Origin of the sequence: Peptoclostridium sp. AF21-18 (genome assembly GCF_003478825.1) — a bacterium.
In the GTDB taxonomy this organism is placed as follows: Bacteria; Bacillota; Clostridia; order Peptostreptococcales; family Peptostreptococcaceae; genus Peptacetobacter.
On record NZ_QUGE01000001.1, the window covers coordinates 295400 to 312974 of the forward strand.

Genomic DNA, 17575 nt, shown 5'->3' on the forward strand with positions numbered 1-17575 from the left:
TAAGCTAAAAAACCTCAATCTTTTAAATTATTTTCATGATTTTAATAAATTTTCTATTTTCTATTCCCATTTATGAAAATTTTTTTACTAATTGAATTTTTTGTCCCTAGGTTCTGATAATATAGCTCTTGCAACCTGGCTTACTTCATTCATAATATCCTTGTAGCTCAAGTATATTTTTATATCTACATGAAGTCTTTCCATATCAACCTTATCTACTATGCAGTAGAAATATCTGCCAGAATCCATAAGTCTACTTATTATCTCGTTATCTCTTTTAGGTACAAATCCCAAAACAAAACCACTCTTAGATACTATCTTTATCGCTTTAGCATCGTATACGTTTGAGTAATCTCTCTTCATGTATAGTCTAGCATCTTCTCTCAACTCTCTTTCAAGCATCTCTCTATCCTTATACGCAAGACCTGCTATATAACTATCTAATATATAAACATCCTTAGGAGTTGTTTCTACCTTGATATCATTAGTAGAAATTCTTTCTAGTCTTTTATCTACGTTTCTATTTATAATCCTTTCATAGGCTTTTTTTACTTCAGGAATAATTTCCATTGGAAATCTAGAAGATATATAGTCGACAAATTCATCTGGAAGCTGTTTTTTTAGCTTTAATAATACCTTTGCATTAGCTCTTCTAATTCTAGTACTATTTGCTTCCATCCCTAATTTCAAGAGTTCTCTACCAACAGGATATATTTTTCTTAATTCAACTAAAATTAAACCAAATATTTTTTCTTTTGAGTTTAACTCTCTTTCTTCTCTAAGACTTATTCCCTCCATGTTTCCGACTATATCTGAAAAATCTAAGTTTTCTTCTACATAATTTACTAGTTCAACTCTATTTGTACTAGATTCTTTTTTTAGCAATTCCTTATAAATACTTAAATCGTATTTATTCTTATCCAGATAGTTTTTAACCATCTTGAAGTTAATATCAACTCCAGCTTCTTCAGCCATAATCACTAATGACGAGAATTCAAAGTTTCCTTCTTTAAAAGCATCTTTTACTGCATCTTTAAATCTCTGCTGACTTGTTAATGCTCTAATTCCTTTAATAAGTTCTTCCTCGTCTACCTCAACAGAATCGTCATTTAAAATAATTTCTGCTATAGCAATAATACTGTATAAAGCTTCTATACTATTCCCTTGCTTTTCTATCTTGTATAAAAGTGTGTCTAAGAAGTCTATTTCCCCTACAAAAATCTCTGGACCTGAGATTTTGAAGTTTTCTGCAAATAGCTTACAAAAGTTATTTACTTCCTCATCTGTTATATTATCTCTTCTTAAATACGCTGTACGGTTAAATGTGTTCATAACAAGACCAACCATAAATTCAGGGTAGTACTTGTCCTTATACCCCTCATTAAACATATGATTAGTTATTGATATATCTATTTCCTCAATGTATTCAGCCGCATAAAGCTTTATAACACCATCTGTATTTTTTATAAGATTAAAAAGGAATGTGTTGTAGTTTTTCATTCTCTTTATAACGCCTATATCGTACAATATATAGCTCCCAGATTTAGAAAATACCTTGCCAACCTCATTTACAAGATTATCAACCAAGAAATGTTCTCCTAATGCTAAAGCAATTTGTACTTCTTTTTTATTCTCAGAGTTTAGTATTGTATTTTTAGTAAAATCTTCAACCCATTCTTTAGGGATAATATCTTCAGAAACAATACCTCTTACAGAATTTACAAAGCTAGATACATAGGCAGCAACAGGGTAATCTGTTTCAGGAAATCTAATATTTTCTCTATCACCGTTGTACATTTCTATTAGGGATTTTAAAACTATATTCCGATAATTTCTCTTTTCAACATCAGAAATAAAATTGTACTTATATCTATACTCAAATTCAATATTTTCTGAGTAATCTATATACCCATCTACATTTTTTAATGATTCATATACACTTATCCCAGACATAAATCCACCCCTTTAAAAATAACGCAGTCCCCGACTTATAAGCATAATGCCGATATTTTTCGGAAACTGCGTTTATTTATCAATTAATATTTATTTAATTCTAATAAATTATTTTAAATATTAGGTTCATTATTTACAAATAGAATAAAGTTCGCTCATTCCTTTAAATGAAACTCCTCCACCTATCTGATATACATGATCTGCATATTTTCCTGAAAGCACGTTTTTCTGTGCATCTGTAAGTCCATTTGTATTTACTAAAACTACTGGACAGTTTCTCTGTGCTGCCATAGGTCCTGCAGAAAGAGCATCAACTAATACATTTGATTTAGCTGCATAAACATTGCTGAATCCACCTGTGTAAAGTTTTTCTATTACTTTAGCATTTGTTTCTTCTCTGTTGTTACCAGCTATTCTATTTGCAGTTACATCATTTGTTGTTATTTCATTTACTGAGTTTATTACATTGTCTGATATAACTTTATTTCCACCTATGAAGTAAGCATCTTCAAGGTTCTGTTCTTTTAACCATGCATACATTTCAGGAGCTATAGAATCTTTTCCTGTTAGTATTATTGGCTGTTTGTCAGCTCCAGCTTTTGACGCTACTGAAAGCGCATCTGCTTCACCTGTTCCAGCTACTATATAAGCTGTGTTTATTTCTGCTCCACTTTCAACAAGTTTTTTAGCTATTTCAAATGAAGTTGCGTATCTGTCTTTACCAGCTATTCTCTGTACTTCAACAGCATAGTCATTTGCTATCTTAGCTTCTAATGCTTTGCTAACTGCATTTTCTCCACCTACTATTATAACTTTCTGAGGTGCTATTTCTTTCATTCTATTAGCAGTTTCACTTGGTAAATTATTTGTATTTGCTAATAGTATTGAAGCATTTTCTGATGCTGCAAGAGGTGTAGCAGCTATACCATCTGCAACCGCATTACCATTTACAAGTACTACAGTTCCACCAGTTGCGTAGTTCATCTTACTTATTTCAGTAGCTGTAGAGAATCTGTTGTTTCCTTTTATTACATCCCATTTTGAAATTGCTTCCCCATTTTCATTGAATGAGTAATCAATTCCGTCTATGTTCTGTTCTCCAGTTACCATCGCTCCAGTCTGGTCAAAGTAATATGATTTACCATTTAATTCTAACCATCCTATGTGAGCTGGACCATTTTTATCGAAGTAGTATTTGAAATCACCTTCAGTTATCCATCCAGTTTTCATAACACCATCTTTATCGAAGTAATATTTTTTACCGCTTATTGTCTGCATTCCTTTATCAGTTAAACCATTTGCTGCGAAGTGGTATTTTTTACCTGATATAGTTAACCATTCATTAGCTGCATATTTTCCATTTGCTTTTAAGTATTTTTTCTGACCATTTACAGTTTTCCATCCAGCCTTTACAGGTTCTTTGAATGAAACACCGTATTTTTTAGCTATCTGTGCGTCAGTTTTTGTACTGTAGTCTATTAATACAGTACATCCAACATTAACCTGAGGGAATAACCATCTTATTTCAGCATTGTGCATTCTTATACATCCACCAGAAACATGTTTCCCTATAGAACTTTCTTTATTATTTCCATGAATAGCATAAGTGCCTCCACCAAATATACCTATCCATCTATTTCCTAATGGGTTATTTGGGTGTCCACCTGGAATACCACCAGAATAGTATGGTCTATTTACTATTTTGTTTGCTACCCTAGTCTTACCTGTTGGTGTAGGTGTGCTAGGTTTTCCAGATGCTACATTAAATGTTTTTACTAGCTTATCATTGTTGTAAAATGATAGTTTATTGTATTTCGTATTAACTATAATTAACTGTTTTGAGGCTGCTTCTACTGTAGTTGTTGGAACGACTGCTGCAAACACCATAAAAACAGACATTAGTACAACGAGATACTTTTTAACAAGTTTCTTCATTACTCTAAATCCTCCTACAAAGTAAATTTATTTTTTATATCCATTTGGATTATTTTTTTGCCATCTCCAAGAATCTTCACACATTTCTCTTAATCCACACTCAGCTTTCCATCCTAATTCTTTTTCAGCTTTAGTAGGATCAGCATAACACTCTGCTATATCCCCTGCTCTTCTACCTACGATTTCATAAGGTATGTCTATTCCACTTATTTCAGAGAACATATTTATCATTTCTAATACACTATAACCTGTTCCTGTACCTAGGTTGTACACTACAAGTCCTGGATTTTCTTTTAGTTTGTCTATTGCTTTTACATGACCTTTTGCTAGGTCTACAACATGTATATAATCTCTAACTCCTGTTCCATCTGGAGTTGGATAGTCATTACCAAATACATTTACTTTTTCAAGCTGCCCTATTGCAACTTTTGTTATGTAAGGAACTAAATTGTTAGGTATACCATTTGGATCTTCCCCTATTTTTCCACTCTTATGAGCACCAACTGGGTTGAAGTATCTAAGTATAGCTATATTCATGCTATCGTCTACCTTTGCTATGTCCTTTAACATTTCTTCTATCATAAGTTTTGTTCTTCCATAAGGATTAGTTACTGATAGTGGGAAATCTTCAAGTATTGGGCACTTATGAGGATCTCCATATACAGTCGCTGAAGAACTAAATACAAAGTTTTTTACATCGTATTTTTTCATTAAATCAAATAATGTTAGTGTTGATATTAGGTTGTTGTTGTAGTATTCTATAGGTTTTTCTACAGATTCTCCAACAGCTTTTAGACCTGCAAAATGAATTATTGAATCTATTTTATGATTTTTAAATATTTCATCCATTTTATCAAAATCTCTAACGTCTACCTCATAACAAACTATTTCTTTGTCTTTTCCTGATAATTCTTTTATTTTTTCTATTACAGTAGGATTACTATTGCAGAAATTATCAGCTATTATTACTTCATATCCCTCTTCAAGTAATTCTATTGATGTGTGGCTTCCTATATAACCAGCGCCACCCGTTACTAATACTGCCATTTTGTTTACCTCTTTCTCTAATTAACTTCTTTTTTTATTTTTAACAATTTCATTTTTAAATACTATTTTTCATTTCAAACGCCATAAAGATATAATAACACACTTATATAAATTCATCAAATTTACAGATAATATTAATTCATATATTTTTCACTTTTTAAAACAGTTAATGTTATCTCAGGTCTGTTCAAAACTCTTATTGGTATTACACTATTTCCAAGTCCTCTACTGACCACCATTTTAGTTTTTTTCTTGTTTATTACACCTTTTGTGTACTTAGGCATAAATCCCTGATGAGGGGCGTATATTCCTCCTATAAAAGGAATTCTTATCTGTCCTCCATGCGCATGTCCTGAAAACACTAAATCATATCCAGATTCTGCATAATCATCTATATGCTCTGGTCTGTGAGATAATAATATACTGTATTCATCAGATTTTATTTTATTTTTCAGATTACTTAATATCTCTGGTACATATTCCTCTCTATCTTCAAAACCAGTATCTATTATTCCGGCTATTTTAATCTCTGAATTTTTATGTTTTATAGTTTTTACATCATCATCCAAAATATTTACATTGTATTTTTCTAAAATCTTTTTAACTTTATCGTATTTAAAAGACCATACCTCATGGTTTCCAGACACATAGTATATTGGAGCTATTCCTTTTGCTTCAGCTAAGAACTCTTCCATATACTTAGTTCCCCATTTTCTTCTATCAACAATATCTCCTGTAATTACAATTAAATCGGGATTTGCAGCCTTAATTTTTTTAATTAATCTCTTTTGATTTTTCCCAAATTCCTTGTTATGAAAGTCAGATACCTGCACTATTCTGTACCCATCAAAGTCGGATGGTATTCTTTCACTGCTGATAAAGTACTTCGTTGTAACTATATCATTAGTTCCCCAAATTAATAGAAGTGCTACAATTAGGATAAATGCCGTTAATATTTTTATTTTATTATTTTTCATAAATATCTCGCTTTCAATTTTTAATTTTTTTCAGTAGCATTTCTTTTTTATTCTTGTTTCTTTTATTTCTATATTATAATCTATTAGAATTTCTTTTTCTATCATATTTTCAAATTTATGAATTCATTTATTAATCTATAATAATGATTAATTTATATAGAAAAAAACTATTATTTTATCTTCTAAAGTTGTATAATGTAATTAAAGATAAGAAAATTTATTATTTTCAGAAAAAATCAACTTGTTTGCTATTTAGTAAAAGGATCGGAGGATAAGTTATGAACAAAAATAGAATTGTTGAACCTCTTGAAAATGCAAAATATTTTGTAGAAGACAAAGTAACACCACTTACTATATTATTTGGCGTTGTAGCATGCCTTTTAGGTGTTGGATTGATTTATCTAGCGTACCTATTAATATCTCATTTTTCTCATCCAGATGAAGATTAGATAATTTTTTCAATAAAAATGGCTAACACATTAATCGATTTTAAATGTGTTAGCCTATATTTTTGCCTATTTTTAGTTTTTATAAAAAGTATCTCACCTGAAGCATTATTTTAGTGAATCTAATACTTCTCTAGCGACTTCTTTATCATCGAAGTGATGTTTTACTGTTCCCAGTATCTGATAGTTTTCGTGTCCTTTTCCAGCTATTAAGATAACATCACCTTTTTTAGCAGATTCTATAGCTTCTTTTATAGCTTCTTTTCTATCCATTACTACTTTGTAGTTTTCATTGCTTTCATCTAATCCAGCTAATATGTCTTTTATTATAAGCTCAGGATCTTCTGTTCTTGGGTTGTCGTTAGTTATTATGCATCTGTCAGATAATCTCTGTCCTATTCCTCCCATAAGAGGTCTTTTTTCAGAGTCCCTATCTCCACCGCATCCAAACACAGCTATTAAATCACCTTCAACAAATTCTCTAGCAGTGTTTAACACATTTTCAAGTGCATCTGGAGTATGTGCGTAGTCTACTATTACACTTATTCCCTTGTCATTTGGTACAGTTTCAAATCTACCTGCAACCCCACCTGTATTTCTTAAAGAATTTAGGTAATCTTCTTTGTCTATTCCTAACATTTCACATGCTGCAATTACAGCTAATGTGTTGTAAACTGTAAACTTACCTGGAACCGGTATGAATATCTCTTCTGTATGATTTGGAGTAACTAATGTATAAGCAACCCCAGAAGCATCAGATTTTATGTTTTTAGCAGTGAAATCTGCTTCATGCTCTATTCCGTATGTGTAGCATGGAGTATCTAAACCTTTTATCGCTTCATATATCTTTCTTCCACCCTCGTCATCTACATTGATTATATTAGCCTGAGTAGTTTTGTGGAATAATTTTTCTTTAGCTTTTCTGTAGTTTTCTAAAGTCTTGTGGAAATCTAAATGGTCTGGAGTTAGATTTGTAAATATACCTATCTTGAAGTTTGTATCATCAACTCTACTAAGCTCTAACGAATGAGATGAAACCTCCATTGCACAACAATCACATCCATTATCTACCATTCTCTTGAATATCTTCTGTAAATCAACACTCTCAGGAGTAGTTGAATTTGATGGAACCTCATTATCCCCATCAAATATCTTTATAGTACCTATAAGACCAACTTTTTTATTGCAGTTTCTAAGTATTTCATTAATAAATGTAGTTATACTAGTCTTTCCATTTGTACCAGTAACACCTATAACATCAAACTTATCTGCTGGATGCTCACAAAAATTAGCTGCAACCTTTGCCATAGTCTTTCTAGTATCTCCAACCTTTACATAAGTACAATCTTCTTTAAAATCTACATCGTCCTGTATTAAAAATACTCTAGCTCCCTTTTCATAAGCTGAGTCTATATATTTATGCCCATCTGACACAAACCCTTTTATACAAATAAATAAAGTACCTTCCTCAACCTTTCTTGAATCGTACTCAACATTTAAAACTTCTATATCTTCATTCCCAACTATTGAAAGAACTTCAATTCCTTCTAATATATGATTAAGTTTCATAAAAAATACCTTCTCTTTCTTTCTATAATAATACTGAATATATTATATCACACAAATAGAAAGCATTCACTCAAAATAAATTACCTTCCTATTAAACATATAAATTTTTCAAATAAGATGCCGCAAGGTATTTTCTTTTGCATCTCGTTGTTATTGGAATAATAGAAACTTTTATCTCTATAACTAACTTACTTTATTTTAACTCACTCAAATAATTTGCAACAAAAAACGGGCTGTTGATAATATTGCAAACAGTATTTTAACGTAATAAAACCACAGATTCATTTGCTTGACAATCTGCAAGAGCCACACAGCATTGAAATGTGTTACATAAATGTGTGTGGCTCTGAAGCCTGGAAAGCAAAGAACTGTGGTTTTGTGCGCATTAAAAAAGGGCTGTTGCAATATTGCAACAGCCCATATTTTTATAAAAATTATACTAATCTTTTGTATGATTCGTATCTTTCTTTTGCATTTTCTTCAGCCATAGTGAATAGTTCTTCAGCCTGTTCTGGGAACTGTTTAGCTATTGCTGCGTATCTTGTCTGTTTCATTAAGAAGTCTCTGAAGCTTTCTGTTGGTTCTTTAGAGTCTAATGAGAATGGATTCTTACCTTCAGCTTTTAATTCTGGGTTGAATCTGTATAAATGCCAGTATCCACAGTCAACTGCCTGTTTTTCATTAGCTATACTTCTTCCCATACCTTCTCTTAAACCATGGTTTATACATGGAGCGTAGCATATGATTAGAGATGGACCATGATGAGCTTCTGCTTCAGTTATAGCTTTCATGAACTGGTTCTTATCAGCACCTATAGCAACCTGAGCTACGTAAACATTTCCGTAAGACATAGCCATCATACCAAGGTCTTTTTTCTTAGATCTCTTACCAGCTGCTGCGAATTTAGCCATTGCTGCTACTGGAGTAGCTTTAGAAGCCTGTCCACCTGTATTAGAGTAAACTTCTGTATCGAATACTAATACATTAACATCTTCACCCTGAGCAAGAACGTGGTCTAATCCACCGTAACCGATGTCGTAAGCCCAACCGTCTCCACCAAGTATCCACTGAGATCTCTTAGCTAAGTAGTCTTCTCTTTCTTTTATATCTTTAACAGCTGCTGCTATTTCAGGATCATTCATGCAAGATTCATGTAATCCGTTAACTAATTCAGCTACTTTTGCAGAAGCTTCTTTATTAGCAACACCGTCTTCTTTAGTTTCTAACCAGTTGTTAAGAACTGCTTTAGAGTTTTCATCATGAGCTTTTTCAGCTAAAACTTTTATGTCTTCTTCTAATTTAGCTCTCATCTGTTTAACTGCTACGAACATACCAAATCCGTATTCAGCATTGTCTTCGAATAATGAGTTTGCCCAAGATGGACCTTTACCTTCATGGTTGCAAGTATAAGGAGTTGATGGTGCAGATCCTCCCCATATAGAAGAACATCCTGTAGCATTTGCTATCTGCATTCTATCTCCAAATAACTGAGTTATAACTTTTATGTATGGAGTTTCTCCACATCCAGCACAAGCACCTGAGAATTCTATTAATGGCTGTCTGAACTGAGAACCTTTAACTGTATTTACGTTCATTAAATCGCCTTTTGGAGCAACTTTAGTTGTATCCACAGCGAAGTTCCAGTTTTCTATCTGTTCTTCCTGAGTAGCTAGAGGCATCATTTCTAATGCTTTGTTAGGAGCTGGACATATGTCAGCACAGTTTCCACATCCTGTACAGTCAAGAGTAGATACCTGCATTCTGTACTGTAATCCATCGAATCCTTTACCTATAGCTTTTTTAGCTTTGAATGCTTCTGGAGCATTTGCTAATTCTTCTTCAGTAACAAGTACTGGTCTTATACAAGCGTGTGGACATACGAATGAACACTGGTTACACTGTATACAATTGTCTAATTTCCATTCTGGAACGTCTACTGCTATACCACGTTTTTCGTAAGCAGCTGTACCACATGGGAATGTACCATCTGGAACTTCTGTGAATGCACTTACAGGTAGGTCGTTACCTTTCTGAGCAGTCATAGGTCTTAATATATTTTTGATGAAGTCTGGTTCGCAAGCTTCTTCTTTTGGTGCATCAACAGCAGTTTTCCAAGCTTCTGGAACTTCTACTTTAACTAATGCGTTTATACCTGCGTCAACAGCTTTGAAGTTCATGTCTAATATTTTCTGACCTTTTTTACCGTAAGTTTTAACTATTGATTCTTTTAAGTGTTCAACAGCTTCGTCTACTGGTATTATTTCAGCTAGTTTGAAGAAAGCAGCCTGCATTATCATATTTATTCTGCTTCCTAATCCTATTTCTTTACCTAATTCAACAGCATTAACTGTGTAGAACTGTATGTCGTTTTTAGCTATATACTGTTTCATTGATGCAGGTAGGTTAGCTTCTATACCTTCCTGATCCCATATAGTATTAAGTACGAATGTACCACCTTTTTTAAGTCCTTTTAATAAATCATACTGATATACATAAGACTGGTTGTGACAAGCTATGTAGTCAGCTTCATCTATTAAGTAAGTTGATCTGATTGGAGTATCACCAAATCTTAAGTGAGACATAGTTATACCACCAGATTTTTTAGAGTCGTAATCGAAGTAAGCCTGAGCGTATTTGTCAGTGTTATCACCGATTATTTTTATAGCCTGTTTGTTTGCACCAACAGTACCATCTGATCCAAGTCCCCAGAATTTACATCTTACAGTACCTTTAGATGCTATTCTGAAGTCTTCAGCTTCTGGTAATGATGTGTTAGTAACGTCATCAACTATACCTATTGTGAACTGATTTTTTGGACATTCAGCAGCTAAGTTGTCGTAAACAGCTTTTAACTGAGCTGGAGTAGTATCTTTAGATCCTAATCCGTATCTTCCTCCTACTATTAGAGGAGCATTTTCTTTTCCGTAGTATAAATCTCTAACGTCTAAGTATAGAGGATCACCAGTTGCACCTGGTTCTTTAGTTCTGTCTAATACACATATTCTTTCTACTGTAGAAGGCATTGCTTTTAAGAAATGTTCTGTAGAGAATGGTCTGTATAAGTGAACTTTAACGCATCCAACTTTTGCGCCTTCAGCGTTTAATCTATCTATAGTTTCTTCTAATGCTTCTGTAACTGAACCCATAGCAACTACTACATATTTAGCATCTTCTGCTCCGTAGTAATCGAATAAGTCATGTTTTCTTCCTGTTAATTCACTTACTTTGTGCATGTATTTTTCAACTATGCCAACCATATCATTGTAGTAAGTGTTTGATACTTCTCTTGTCTGGAAGTATATATCAGGGTTCTGAGCAGTACCTCTTGTAACTGGGTGGTTAGGAGATAAAGCTTTGTCTCTGAATTTCTGAACAGCGTCGAAGTTTAATAATGAAGCGTATTCTTCATTTTCCATTAATTCAACTTTCTGTATTTCGTGAGAAGTTCTGAATCCATCGAAGAAATGAACGAATGGAAGGCTTCCTTCTATTGCTGCTAAGTGAGCAACTGGAGCTATATCTGCAACTTCCTGAACTGAACCTGAAGCTAATAAGCAACATCCAGTCTGTCTAGCTGCCATAACGTCCTGATGGTCACCGAATATTGATAATGCCTGAGATGCTAAAGCTCTTGCAGAAACGTGGAATACACCTGGAAGTAATTCCCCTGCTACTTTATACATATTAGGTATCATTAGTAATAATCCCTGAGATGCTGTAAATGTAGATGTTAATGCACCAGCCTGTAAAGAACCGTGGAATGCACCAGCAGCACCAGCTTCTGACTGCATTTCTACAACATTAACTTTCTGTCCAAATATGTTTTTTCTTCCCTGAGAAGCCCATTCATCAACTAATTCTGCCATAGTTGAAGATGGTGTTATTGGGTATATAGCTGCTACATCTGTAAATGCATAAGCAACATGAGCTGCGGCTGTATTCCCATCAACAGTTTTCATAAATTTTGCCATGATTAAAATATCCTCCTTGATAGTTTCATTCGCTTGTCTATCTAAAGGCAAGTCTATTTTTAATTTATACTTATAAAGCTCTAAGCATTTACTATCTATAAATATTTAGAGTATAAAAAACGTATAAATCTTATTACTTTTATATCATACTACATTTTTTTTAAAAATGCCATCCTTTTTTCAGAATATTTAATATCATATACAATGTTCATCACAATTCAAAAAAATATATTTTTTAGTGTAACACATAACATTATATATGCTCTATTTTTACTAAGTATTAAATATCCATTTATTAATAAAACTAAATAAAATTACTCAGTTATTAATTCTACTAAATCTCCATTTTTAACGCCTGCTGCATTTCCTTCTTCCATGTCAACATGCATTTCTAAGTTGAAGCTATCTTTAGCTCTAACTAATACGTTTTCAAATATAAGACCTCTTGGTCCTTCAGTTCTAACTTTTACTATATCTTTGTCTTTAACTCCGAATTTTGCAGCGTCTTCGTTGCTCATGTGTATATGTCTTGAAGCAACTATAACACCTTTTTCTAATTCAACTTCACCTGCTGGTCCAACAAGTTTAAGTCCTGGAGTACCTTCTATATCTCCTGATTCTCTTATTGGAGCTTTTACTCCTAGAGGGAAGCAGTCTGCTAAAGATACTTCTACCTGAGTTTCTGGTCTAGCTGGTCCTAATACTCTTACAGTTAATTTTCCTTTTGGTCCAACTAAGTCTACTTTTTCTTCACAAGCATACTGACCTGGCTGAGAAAGATCTTTGAATTTAACTAATTCATGACCTTTACCAAATAAAGCGTCTATATGTTCCTGTGATAAGTGTATGTGTTTGTTTGATAAAGCTATTGGTAATTTCATTGCCTATCACTCCTATCTTTTATTATATTGTATTCATTAAACCACAAATTACTTCACATACATTATACAAAATATAATTGTTAAAATCAAATATTTACTTATTTAGTTATTTTTAAAATTTTTTCATTTTAATAGGTATTTTTTTCAAATTTGCACAACTTTTTTTCTTTCGAAGTTGTGATAACATTTTCACGCTATTTTAATTTTATTCTACATAAAGTTAAATTCTTTTTTCAAAAGCTCTTCAATATCATCAGAACTCATTTTGAAAATTCCAACACACGAACTTGCATCCGGAAGTATAACTGAAATATCTCCAAAACTATTTTTCTTGTCTTTTTTAATATTTTCGACAAGTTTTTCAATATTAATTTTACTAAAATCAAATTCAAAATCGTACTTGTCTATAAGTTCTACAAAATTGTCGTAATAATCCTTTTTTATATATCCCTTTGCAAGTGCAACCTTAAATGCTATTTTCATACCAACAGCAACGGCTTCACCATGCTTTAGACCATATTCCATTTCTATCGCATGACCAAAAGTATGCCCAAAATTAAGTATCTTTCTTAAACCAGTTTCTCTCTCATCAGCTTTTACAATTCTAGCCTTAAATTCAGCACATTTCATAATAGCTTTTATAATTTTTTCATTATCCAGATATTTTACCTCAACTGCATTATCATTTAAAAATTTTTCAAATTCTCCATTGTCGTCCATTATAGCTGCATATTTTATAACCTCTCCAAATCCACTTTTTAGCTCATCACTTGGAAGAGTTTTTAACGTTTCTGTGTTTATATAAGTGAATAACGGCTGCTTAAATGCACCAATCATATTTTTATAAACTCCAACATCTATACCTGTTTTCCCACCTATAGCAGAGTCAACCTGAGATAGTATAGTAGTTGGAACCTGTATATAATCTATTCCTCTCATATATGTAGCTGCTGCAAAACCAGCTAAATCTCCAACAACACCGCCACCAAATGCGATAACAAGCGACTTTCTACTCATCCCAATATCTATAAACTTAGATATAATCTCATTAAATTTATCTAAACACTTAGATTCTTCTCCTGGTTTTATGCATATTTTTGAAAAATATTTACTATTTGTTATAGCAAAAATCGATTTTACAAAATCATCATATAGATTAACCTCTACATTTTCATCCGTTACAATAACAACCTTATCGTATTTTTGATCTCTTTCTACTAATTCATACAAAATCTTTGCAAGCTCTGTGTACTCATCAGACACCATTATTCTGCACAAATTATTTCCTGTAGTAATTAATTTCATAAAATCACCTCATTATTCGCTAATTATATTTTTAATATGAGCTGCATATTCTTCTGTAGATTTTTTAATATTTTCTATAAGTTCTTCGCTTTCCACATAGCTAACCTCGTCACTATCTGGAATTCTTATATTTTTAACACTTCTCGAATTTATACTCTTAAAGAAAAAGTCCATCACAATATCTCCACCATCAAACTGATCCTCATACTCCTTAGAGCCACCGACAGCTATATACATCCCTGCTCTTTTTCTACTTCTATCTATCATAGAATCTCCAAGCACAAACTTGCTAGAATACACTGCCTGTGTCCTATCTACAACAGTCTTCATCTTTGCAGGGACAGAATTAAAATAAACTGGACTAACAACAACAGTTCCTCTAGATTTATCAAACATATCATAAAGCTCTGTCATATCGTCTTTTATCCTACATCCCTTCTTGTACTCGCAGTACCCACAAGCATTACAATAATCTATATCCATTTCGTAAATATCTAAAAGGGCGCAAGATACGCCCTCTCTTTCTAAAATTTTCGAAACATCTCTAGATATATTAAAACAATTTTTATCCTTTCTTGGACTGGCATTTATTATTAAAATATCTTTTATCATATTTCCAAATCTCCATCAATTTATTAATTATTATTCTTTAACATAACCATCATAATATCATCAGAGTATTCTTTCTTTCCAGAGAATGCATAAAACTCTTCTCTAGCCTTTTCTATTATAAACTCTGGACTGTATTTATAGTTTTCGCAAAGAAGCTTTTCAAATCTTTCCTGACCAAACTCTTCCTTGTCCTTGTTCTTAATCTCAAGAATACCATCTGTAAACATACATACCATCGGATAATTTTCAAGACTTATCATATTATCTCTATATTCCCGGTCCTCAATTACTCCTATTGGAATTCCTTTTTTGCAGTTTACATATTTTGCAACAGTTCCATCGTTTTTTATAATAACCGGACTATAGTGACCTGCATTAGATACAGTTAGTGTATTTTCTTTAGTATCTAAACTTGCAACTATACCTGTACAGAAAACTTCCATCTTATCAAATTCTTCAAAAAGCATCTTATTAAGGTTATTCATTATATCTGACGGATTATCAAACTGTCTGCAAAGTACCTTAAATGCCCCTTTTATAAGTGCAACCATATAGTTTGATACAATACCATGCCCCATAACATCGGCAACTATATAAGTAACCTTATCATCATTTATTCTAACAGCATCGTAGAAATCCCCACCTACAACTTTTGCTGGTTGATGATAGCAATAAAGCTGTCTATTTCCATTGCAAACCATATTCGCATCGTTCATCATAAGTTTTTGCTGCTTATTTAAAACAGATAGCTCATTTTGTAATACTCTATGCCTAACCTCATTCTGGTTGTACTCGTAAAGCTGAGTACCTACAGTTATCTGCTTAGAAAGTATTGAAAGTATATTTATATCATCTCTTGTATACTTACTTGCATTTGCACAGATTATATAACCTAAATTGCTATCTGCATCCATAAGTCTATGGTATATGTAGCTATTTATCTTAGATCCATTCTCAAGAACTATATCAACATCATTTGCAAAATCTCCATCTCTAGAATTCTCAGAAATAGCATCCAACATTAAAAACAGATTACTTCTACACTCATTTTTATTGTAGCAATTCACTATCCTTCCATGTTTTTCATTCTTATCAAGAATTATTATAGCTTCCTCACTGTCTGTAATCTCTACTGCCTGTTTAGTTAAATCTTTTAAATATGTATCTATATTTTTGTCTACATAAAGTTTTCTAGTAGCTTCATTTATAGACGTTACCCCTTGTCTAAGCTTGTTCACTAGCTTATGTACTGACTCATTTTTTCTAGTTATTTCTATAGAAAGTGCCATAAGAGATGCAACAGATGCGATAAAATTCATATCCTCATCACTTATTATCTCTCCTTCTGTTGTAAATGCTGTCATAAATCCGACAACTTTTTCCTCTATTATAAATGGAAAAACAGCTCTTCCACAGTACCCTTCGTTCTGAGCTAAATCTCTTTCTTTTGCAGCTGCATCATCTAGAAAAATATCCTTAACATATATGATTTTTTTCTTTTCAACTGCTTCTCTAATATAATCAGGGTATAAATCAAAATCGATCCTAGCACCTTCTGGTCTATCAACGTCAAAAACAGTTGGAATATATTTTAAAGTGCTAGAACAAACCAAATACGCATAATTAAAATCGTCGTTGTAGAAAATATTTACACATGCCTTAGCTGGATGAACAACTTCTAGCATCTTGCCCACTATTATATCTTTTATCTTAAAAAAGTCTTGAGATTGTGTAACCAACTTAGAAATCTCAACCAAGTTTTTCATTCTTTTCATATATTCCTCAGTCATATTTCTTTGCCACGAGCGGCAATGCACCCCTTTCTTTTTTATAAATTTATATCTTATTCCAAAATATTTCTTAAAAAAATTATAATTATAATCTCTTAAAGAAATTACTTATCAATTAATATATATTCTAACATATTCTGCACCATTTTTAGATAAAAATAAAAAAGGAGTAAACAGTCTTTAAATATTTTTCAATTCAAAAACTGCTTACTCCTCTTTTGTTTTAGTGTTCTTTGTAAACGTAATTGTAAATCTTTTCATTCCCTAAGTCTATTGCTCCTGTAGTAATATATTTTGATATACTATCAATATCGCTAATTGTAAGATATTGACAAGGAATAGACAGAACATATCCAGTATCATTAAGGAGATGTTTTAACTTCATCACTTTAGACACGTCTGGTTTCTCATTAGCTTTTTTGTAATTTCTATTTTTGCTATTTATGAGATTTTCGTTCTGAATACAAATAAGCTTGTCCACATAATGATGATATGAGTCTATAAAATCGTTTTCTTTCAAAATCTCGTCAGGAAGAACCTCATGAATAGAAACATCTCCCAAAATATTATGAACAAACTTGTCAGATGTTAGCTTTCCAGAAATGATTCCCTTTTGATACTTTCTCAAAACTTTCTTCGTAATTGTGTAAATCTTGCACCTAGTTTCTAAATTAAGTTCCTCTACCAGCATTGTAAACACATCCTTTCCTTATTTTAATTGTAATTAAAATTTTCAGAAAAATCAAGAGTTTAGTAATACTAAAATAAAAAGTAAAATAAACAAAAAAACACTTTAGCATAAATAAAATAAAGGGCTAAAAATACACACTCCATTTTATATATAAATAAAAAATTTTAATCACTAAAACGCTTTATAAAAAATCCATCCAACAGGCATAGATAAAATCATACTGACAATTATGTACACTATAATATAAATATTATTCCTTCAATACGTCAAGCAACTACATAAAAAATTGGTACAAAGAAAGGCAATAGAAATAACTACTAATCAGTAACAATCTACAGACGCTTTTTGAACTGCTCCCCTCTGAGTGGACAAGTGAAATAAATAAATTCACTTTAAAC

Annotated in this window: 12 protein-coding genes; 1 reads left to right on the forward strand and 11 read right to left on the reverse strand. The window is 32.1% G+C overall.

The window, feature by feature from the left end; all coding sequences use genetic code 11:
- Positions 1–87: 87 nt before the first annotated feature.
- From DWX74_RS01380 to DWX74_RS01395, 4 genes are all read right to left on the reverse strand, one after another.
- Entirely contained in the window at positions 88–1953 is a 1866-nt protein-coding gene (locus DWX74_RS01380; RefSeq protein ID WP_118548359.1) for an HIRAN domain-containing protein, read from the reverse strand.
- 129 nt (positions 1954–2082) lie between these two features.
- Positions 2083–3888: a cell wall-binding repeat-containing protein gene (locus tag DWX74_RS01385; protein ID WP_118548360.1), complete on the reverse strand. Its 1806-nt coding sequence runs from the start codon at positions 3886–3888 to the stop codon at positions 2083–2085.
- Positions 3889–3915: 27 nt separating this feature from the next.
- Positions 3916–4935, reverse strand: coding sequence for a UDP-glucose 4-epimerase GalE (galE, locus tag DWX74_RS01390; protein ID WP_118548361.1), 1020 nt, complete (start codon positions 4933–4935; stop codon positions 3916–3918).
- Positions 4936–5069: 134 nt separating this feature from the next.
- Positions 5070–5912 carry a metallophosphoesterase gene (locus tag DWX74_RS01395; RefSeq protein ID WP_118548362.1) on the reverse strand — a complete coding sequence of 281 codons (843 nt, stop codon included), beginning with the start codon at positions 5910–5912 and terminating at the stop codon, positions 5070–5072.
- A 278-nt stretch (positions 5913–6190) separates the two neighbouring features.
- Between DWX74_RS01395 and DWX74_RS11055 the strand changes: the two genes are divergently transcribed.
- Positions 6191–6361 carry a hypothetical protein gene (locus DWX74_RS11055; protein WP_158573213.1) on the forward strand — a complete coding sequence of 57 codons (171 nt, stop codon included), beginning with the start codon at positions 6191–6193 and terminating at the stop codon, positions 6359–6361.
- Between the two features lie 105 nt (positions 6362–6466).
- Here DWX74_RS11055 and DWX74_RS01400 read toward each other — a convergent pair whose 3' ends face one another.
- The 7 genes from DWX74_RS01400 to DWX74_RS01430 form a co-directional block, all read right to left on the reverse strand.
- Positions 6467–7927: a UDP-N-acetylmuramoyl-L-alanyl-D-glutamate--2,6-diaminopimelate ligase gene (locus DWX74_RS01400; protein ID WP_118548363.1), complete on the reverse strand. Its 1461-nt coding sequence runs from the start codon at positions 7925–7927 to the stop codon at positions 6467–6469.
- 434 nt (positions 7928–8361) lie between these two features.
- Positions 8362–11898, reverse strand: coding sequence for a pyruvate:ferredoxin (flavodoxin) oxidoreductase (gene nifJ, locus DWX74_RS01405; protein WP_118548364.1), 3537 nt, complete (start codon positions 11896–11898; stop codon positions 8362–8364).
- A gap of 314 nt (positions 11899–12212) precedes the next feature.
- Positions 12213–12779: a phosphate propanoyltransferase gene (gene pduL / locus DWX74_RS01410; protein WP_118548365.1), complete on the reverse strand. Its 567-nt coding sequence runs from the start codon at positions 12777–12779 to the stop codon at positions 12213–12215.
- 210 nt (positions 12780–12989) lie between these two features.
- Positions 12990–14084 carry a 3-dehydroquinate synthase gene (gene aroB, locus DWX74_RS01415; protein WP_118548366.1) on the reverse strand — a complete coding sequence of 365 codons (1095 nt, stop codon included), beginning with the start codon at positions 14082–14084 and terminating at the stop codon, positions 12990–12992.
- A gap of 12 nt (positions 14085–14096) precedes the next feature.
- A complete protein-coding gene (locus DWX74_RS01420) occupies positions 14097–14696 on the reverse strand; it encodes an NAD(P)H-dependent oxidoreductase (protein WP_118548367.1) in 600 nt (199 codons plus the stop codon).
- 23 nt (positions 14697–14719) lie between these two features.
- Positions 14720–16471: a GAF domain-containing SpoIIE family protein phosphatase gene (locus DWX74_RS01425; protein ID WP_286164126.1), complete on the reverse strand. Its 1752-nt coding sequence runs from the start codon at positions 16469–16471 to the stop codon at positions 14720–14722.
- A gap of 238 nt (positions 16472–16709) precedes the next feature.
- Positions 16710–17114 (reverse strand): hypothetical protein, encoded by a 405-nt coding sequence (locus DWX74_RS01430; RefSeq protein WP_243411952.1) that lies wholly within the window; start codon positions 17112–17114, stop codon positions 16710–16712.
- Between the last annotated feature and the right edge of the window lie 461 nt (positions 17115–17575).

What these genes read in the sequence shown, in the direction of transcription:
- nifJ (WP_118548364.1), bottom strand. Translation starts at nt 11,898, where the DNA reads ATGGCAAAATTTATGAAAACTGTTGATGGGAATACAGCCGCAGCTCAT.
- DWX74_RS01425 (WP_286164126.1), bottom strand. Translation starts at nt 16,471, where the DNA reads ATGAAAAGAATGAAAAACTTGGTTGAGATTTCTAAGTTGGTTACACAA.
- galE (WP_118548361.1), bottom strand. Translation starts at nt 4,935, where the DNA reads ATGGCAGTATTAGTAACGGGTGGCGCTGGTTATATAGGAAGCCACACA.
- DWX74_RS01400 (WP_118548363.1), bottom strand. Translation starts at nt 7,927, where the DNA reads ATGAAACTTAATCATATATTAGAAGGAATTGAAGTTCTTTCAATAGTT.
- DWX74_RS11055 (WP_158573213.1), top strand. Translation starts at nt 6,191, where the DNA reads ATGAACAAAAATAGAATTGTTGAACCTCTTGAAAATGCAAAATATTTT.
- DWX74_RS01385 (WP_118548360.1), bottom strand. Translation starts at nt 3,888, where the DNA reads ATGAAGAAACTTGTTAAAAAGTATCTCGTTGTACTAATGTCTGTTTTT.
- DWX74_RS01420 (WP_118548367.1), bottom strand. Translation starts at nt 14,696, where the DNA reads ATGATAAAAGATATTTTAATAATAAATGCCAGTCCAAGAAAGGATAAA.
- aroB (WP_118548366.1), bottom strand. Translation starts at nt 14,084, where the DNA reads ATGAAATTAATTACTACAGGAAATAATTTGTGCAGAATAATGGTGTCT.
- DWX74_RS01380 (WP_118548359.1), bottom strand. Translation starts at nt 1,953, where the DNA reads ATGTCTGGGATAAGTGTATATGAATCATTAAAAAATGTAGATGGGTAT.
- DWX74_RS01395 (WP_118548362.1), bottom strand. Translation starts at nt 5,912, where the DNA reads ATGAAAAATAATAAAATAAAAATATTAACGGCATTTATCCTAATTGTA.
- pduL (WP_118548365.1), bottom strand. Translation starts at nt 12,779, where the DNA reads ATGAAATTACCAATAGCTTTATCAAACAAACACATACACTTATCACAG.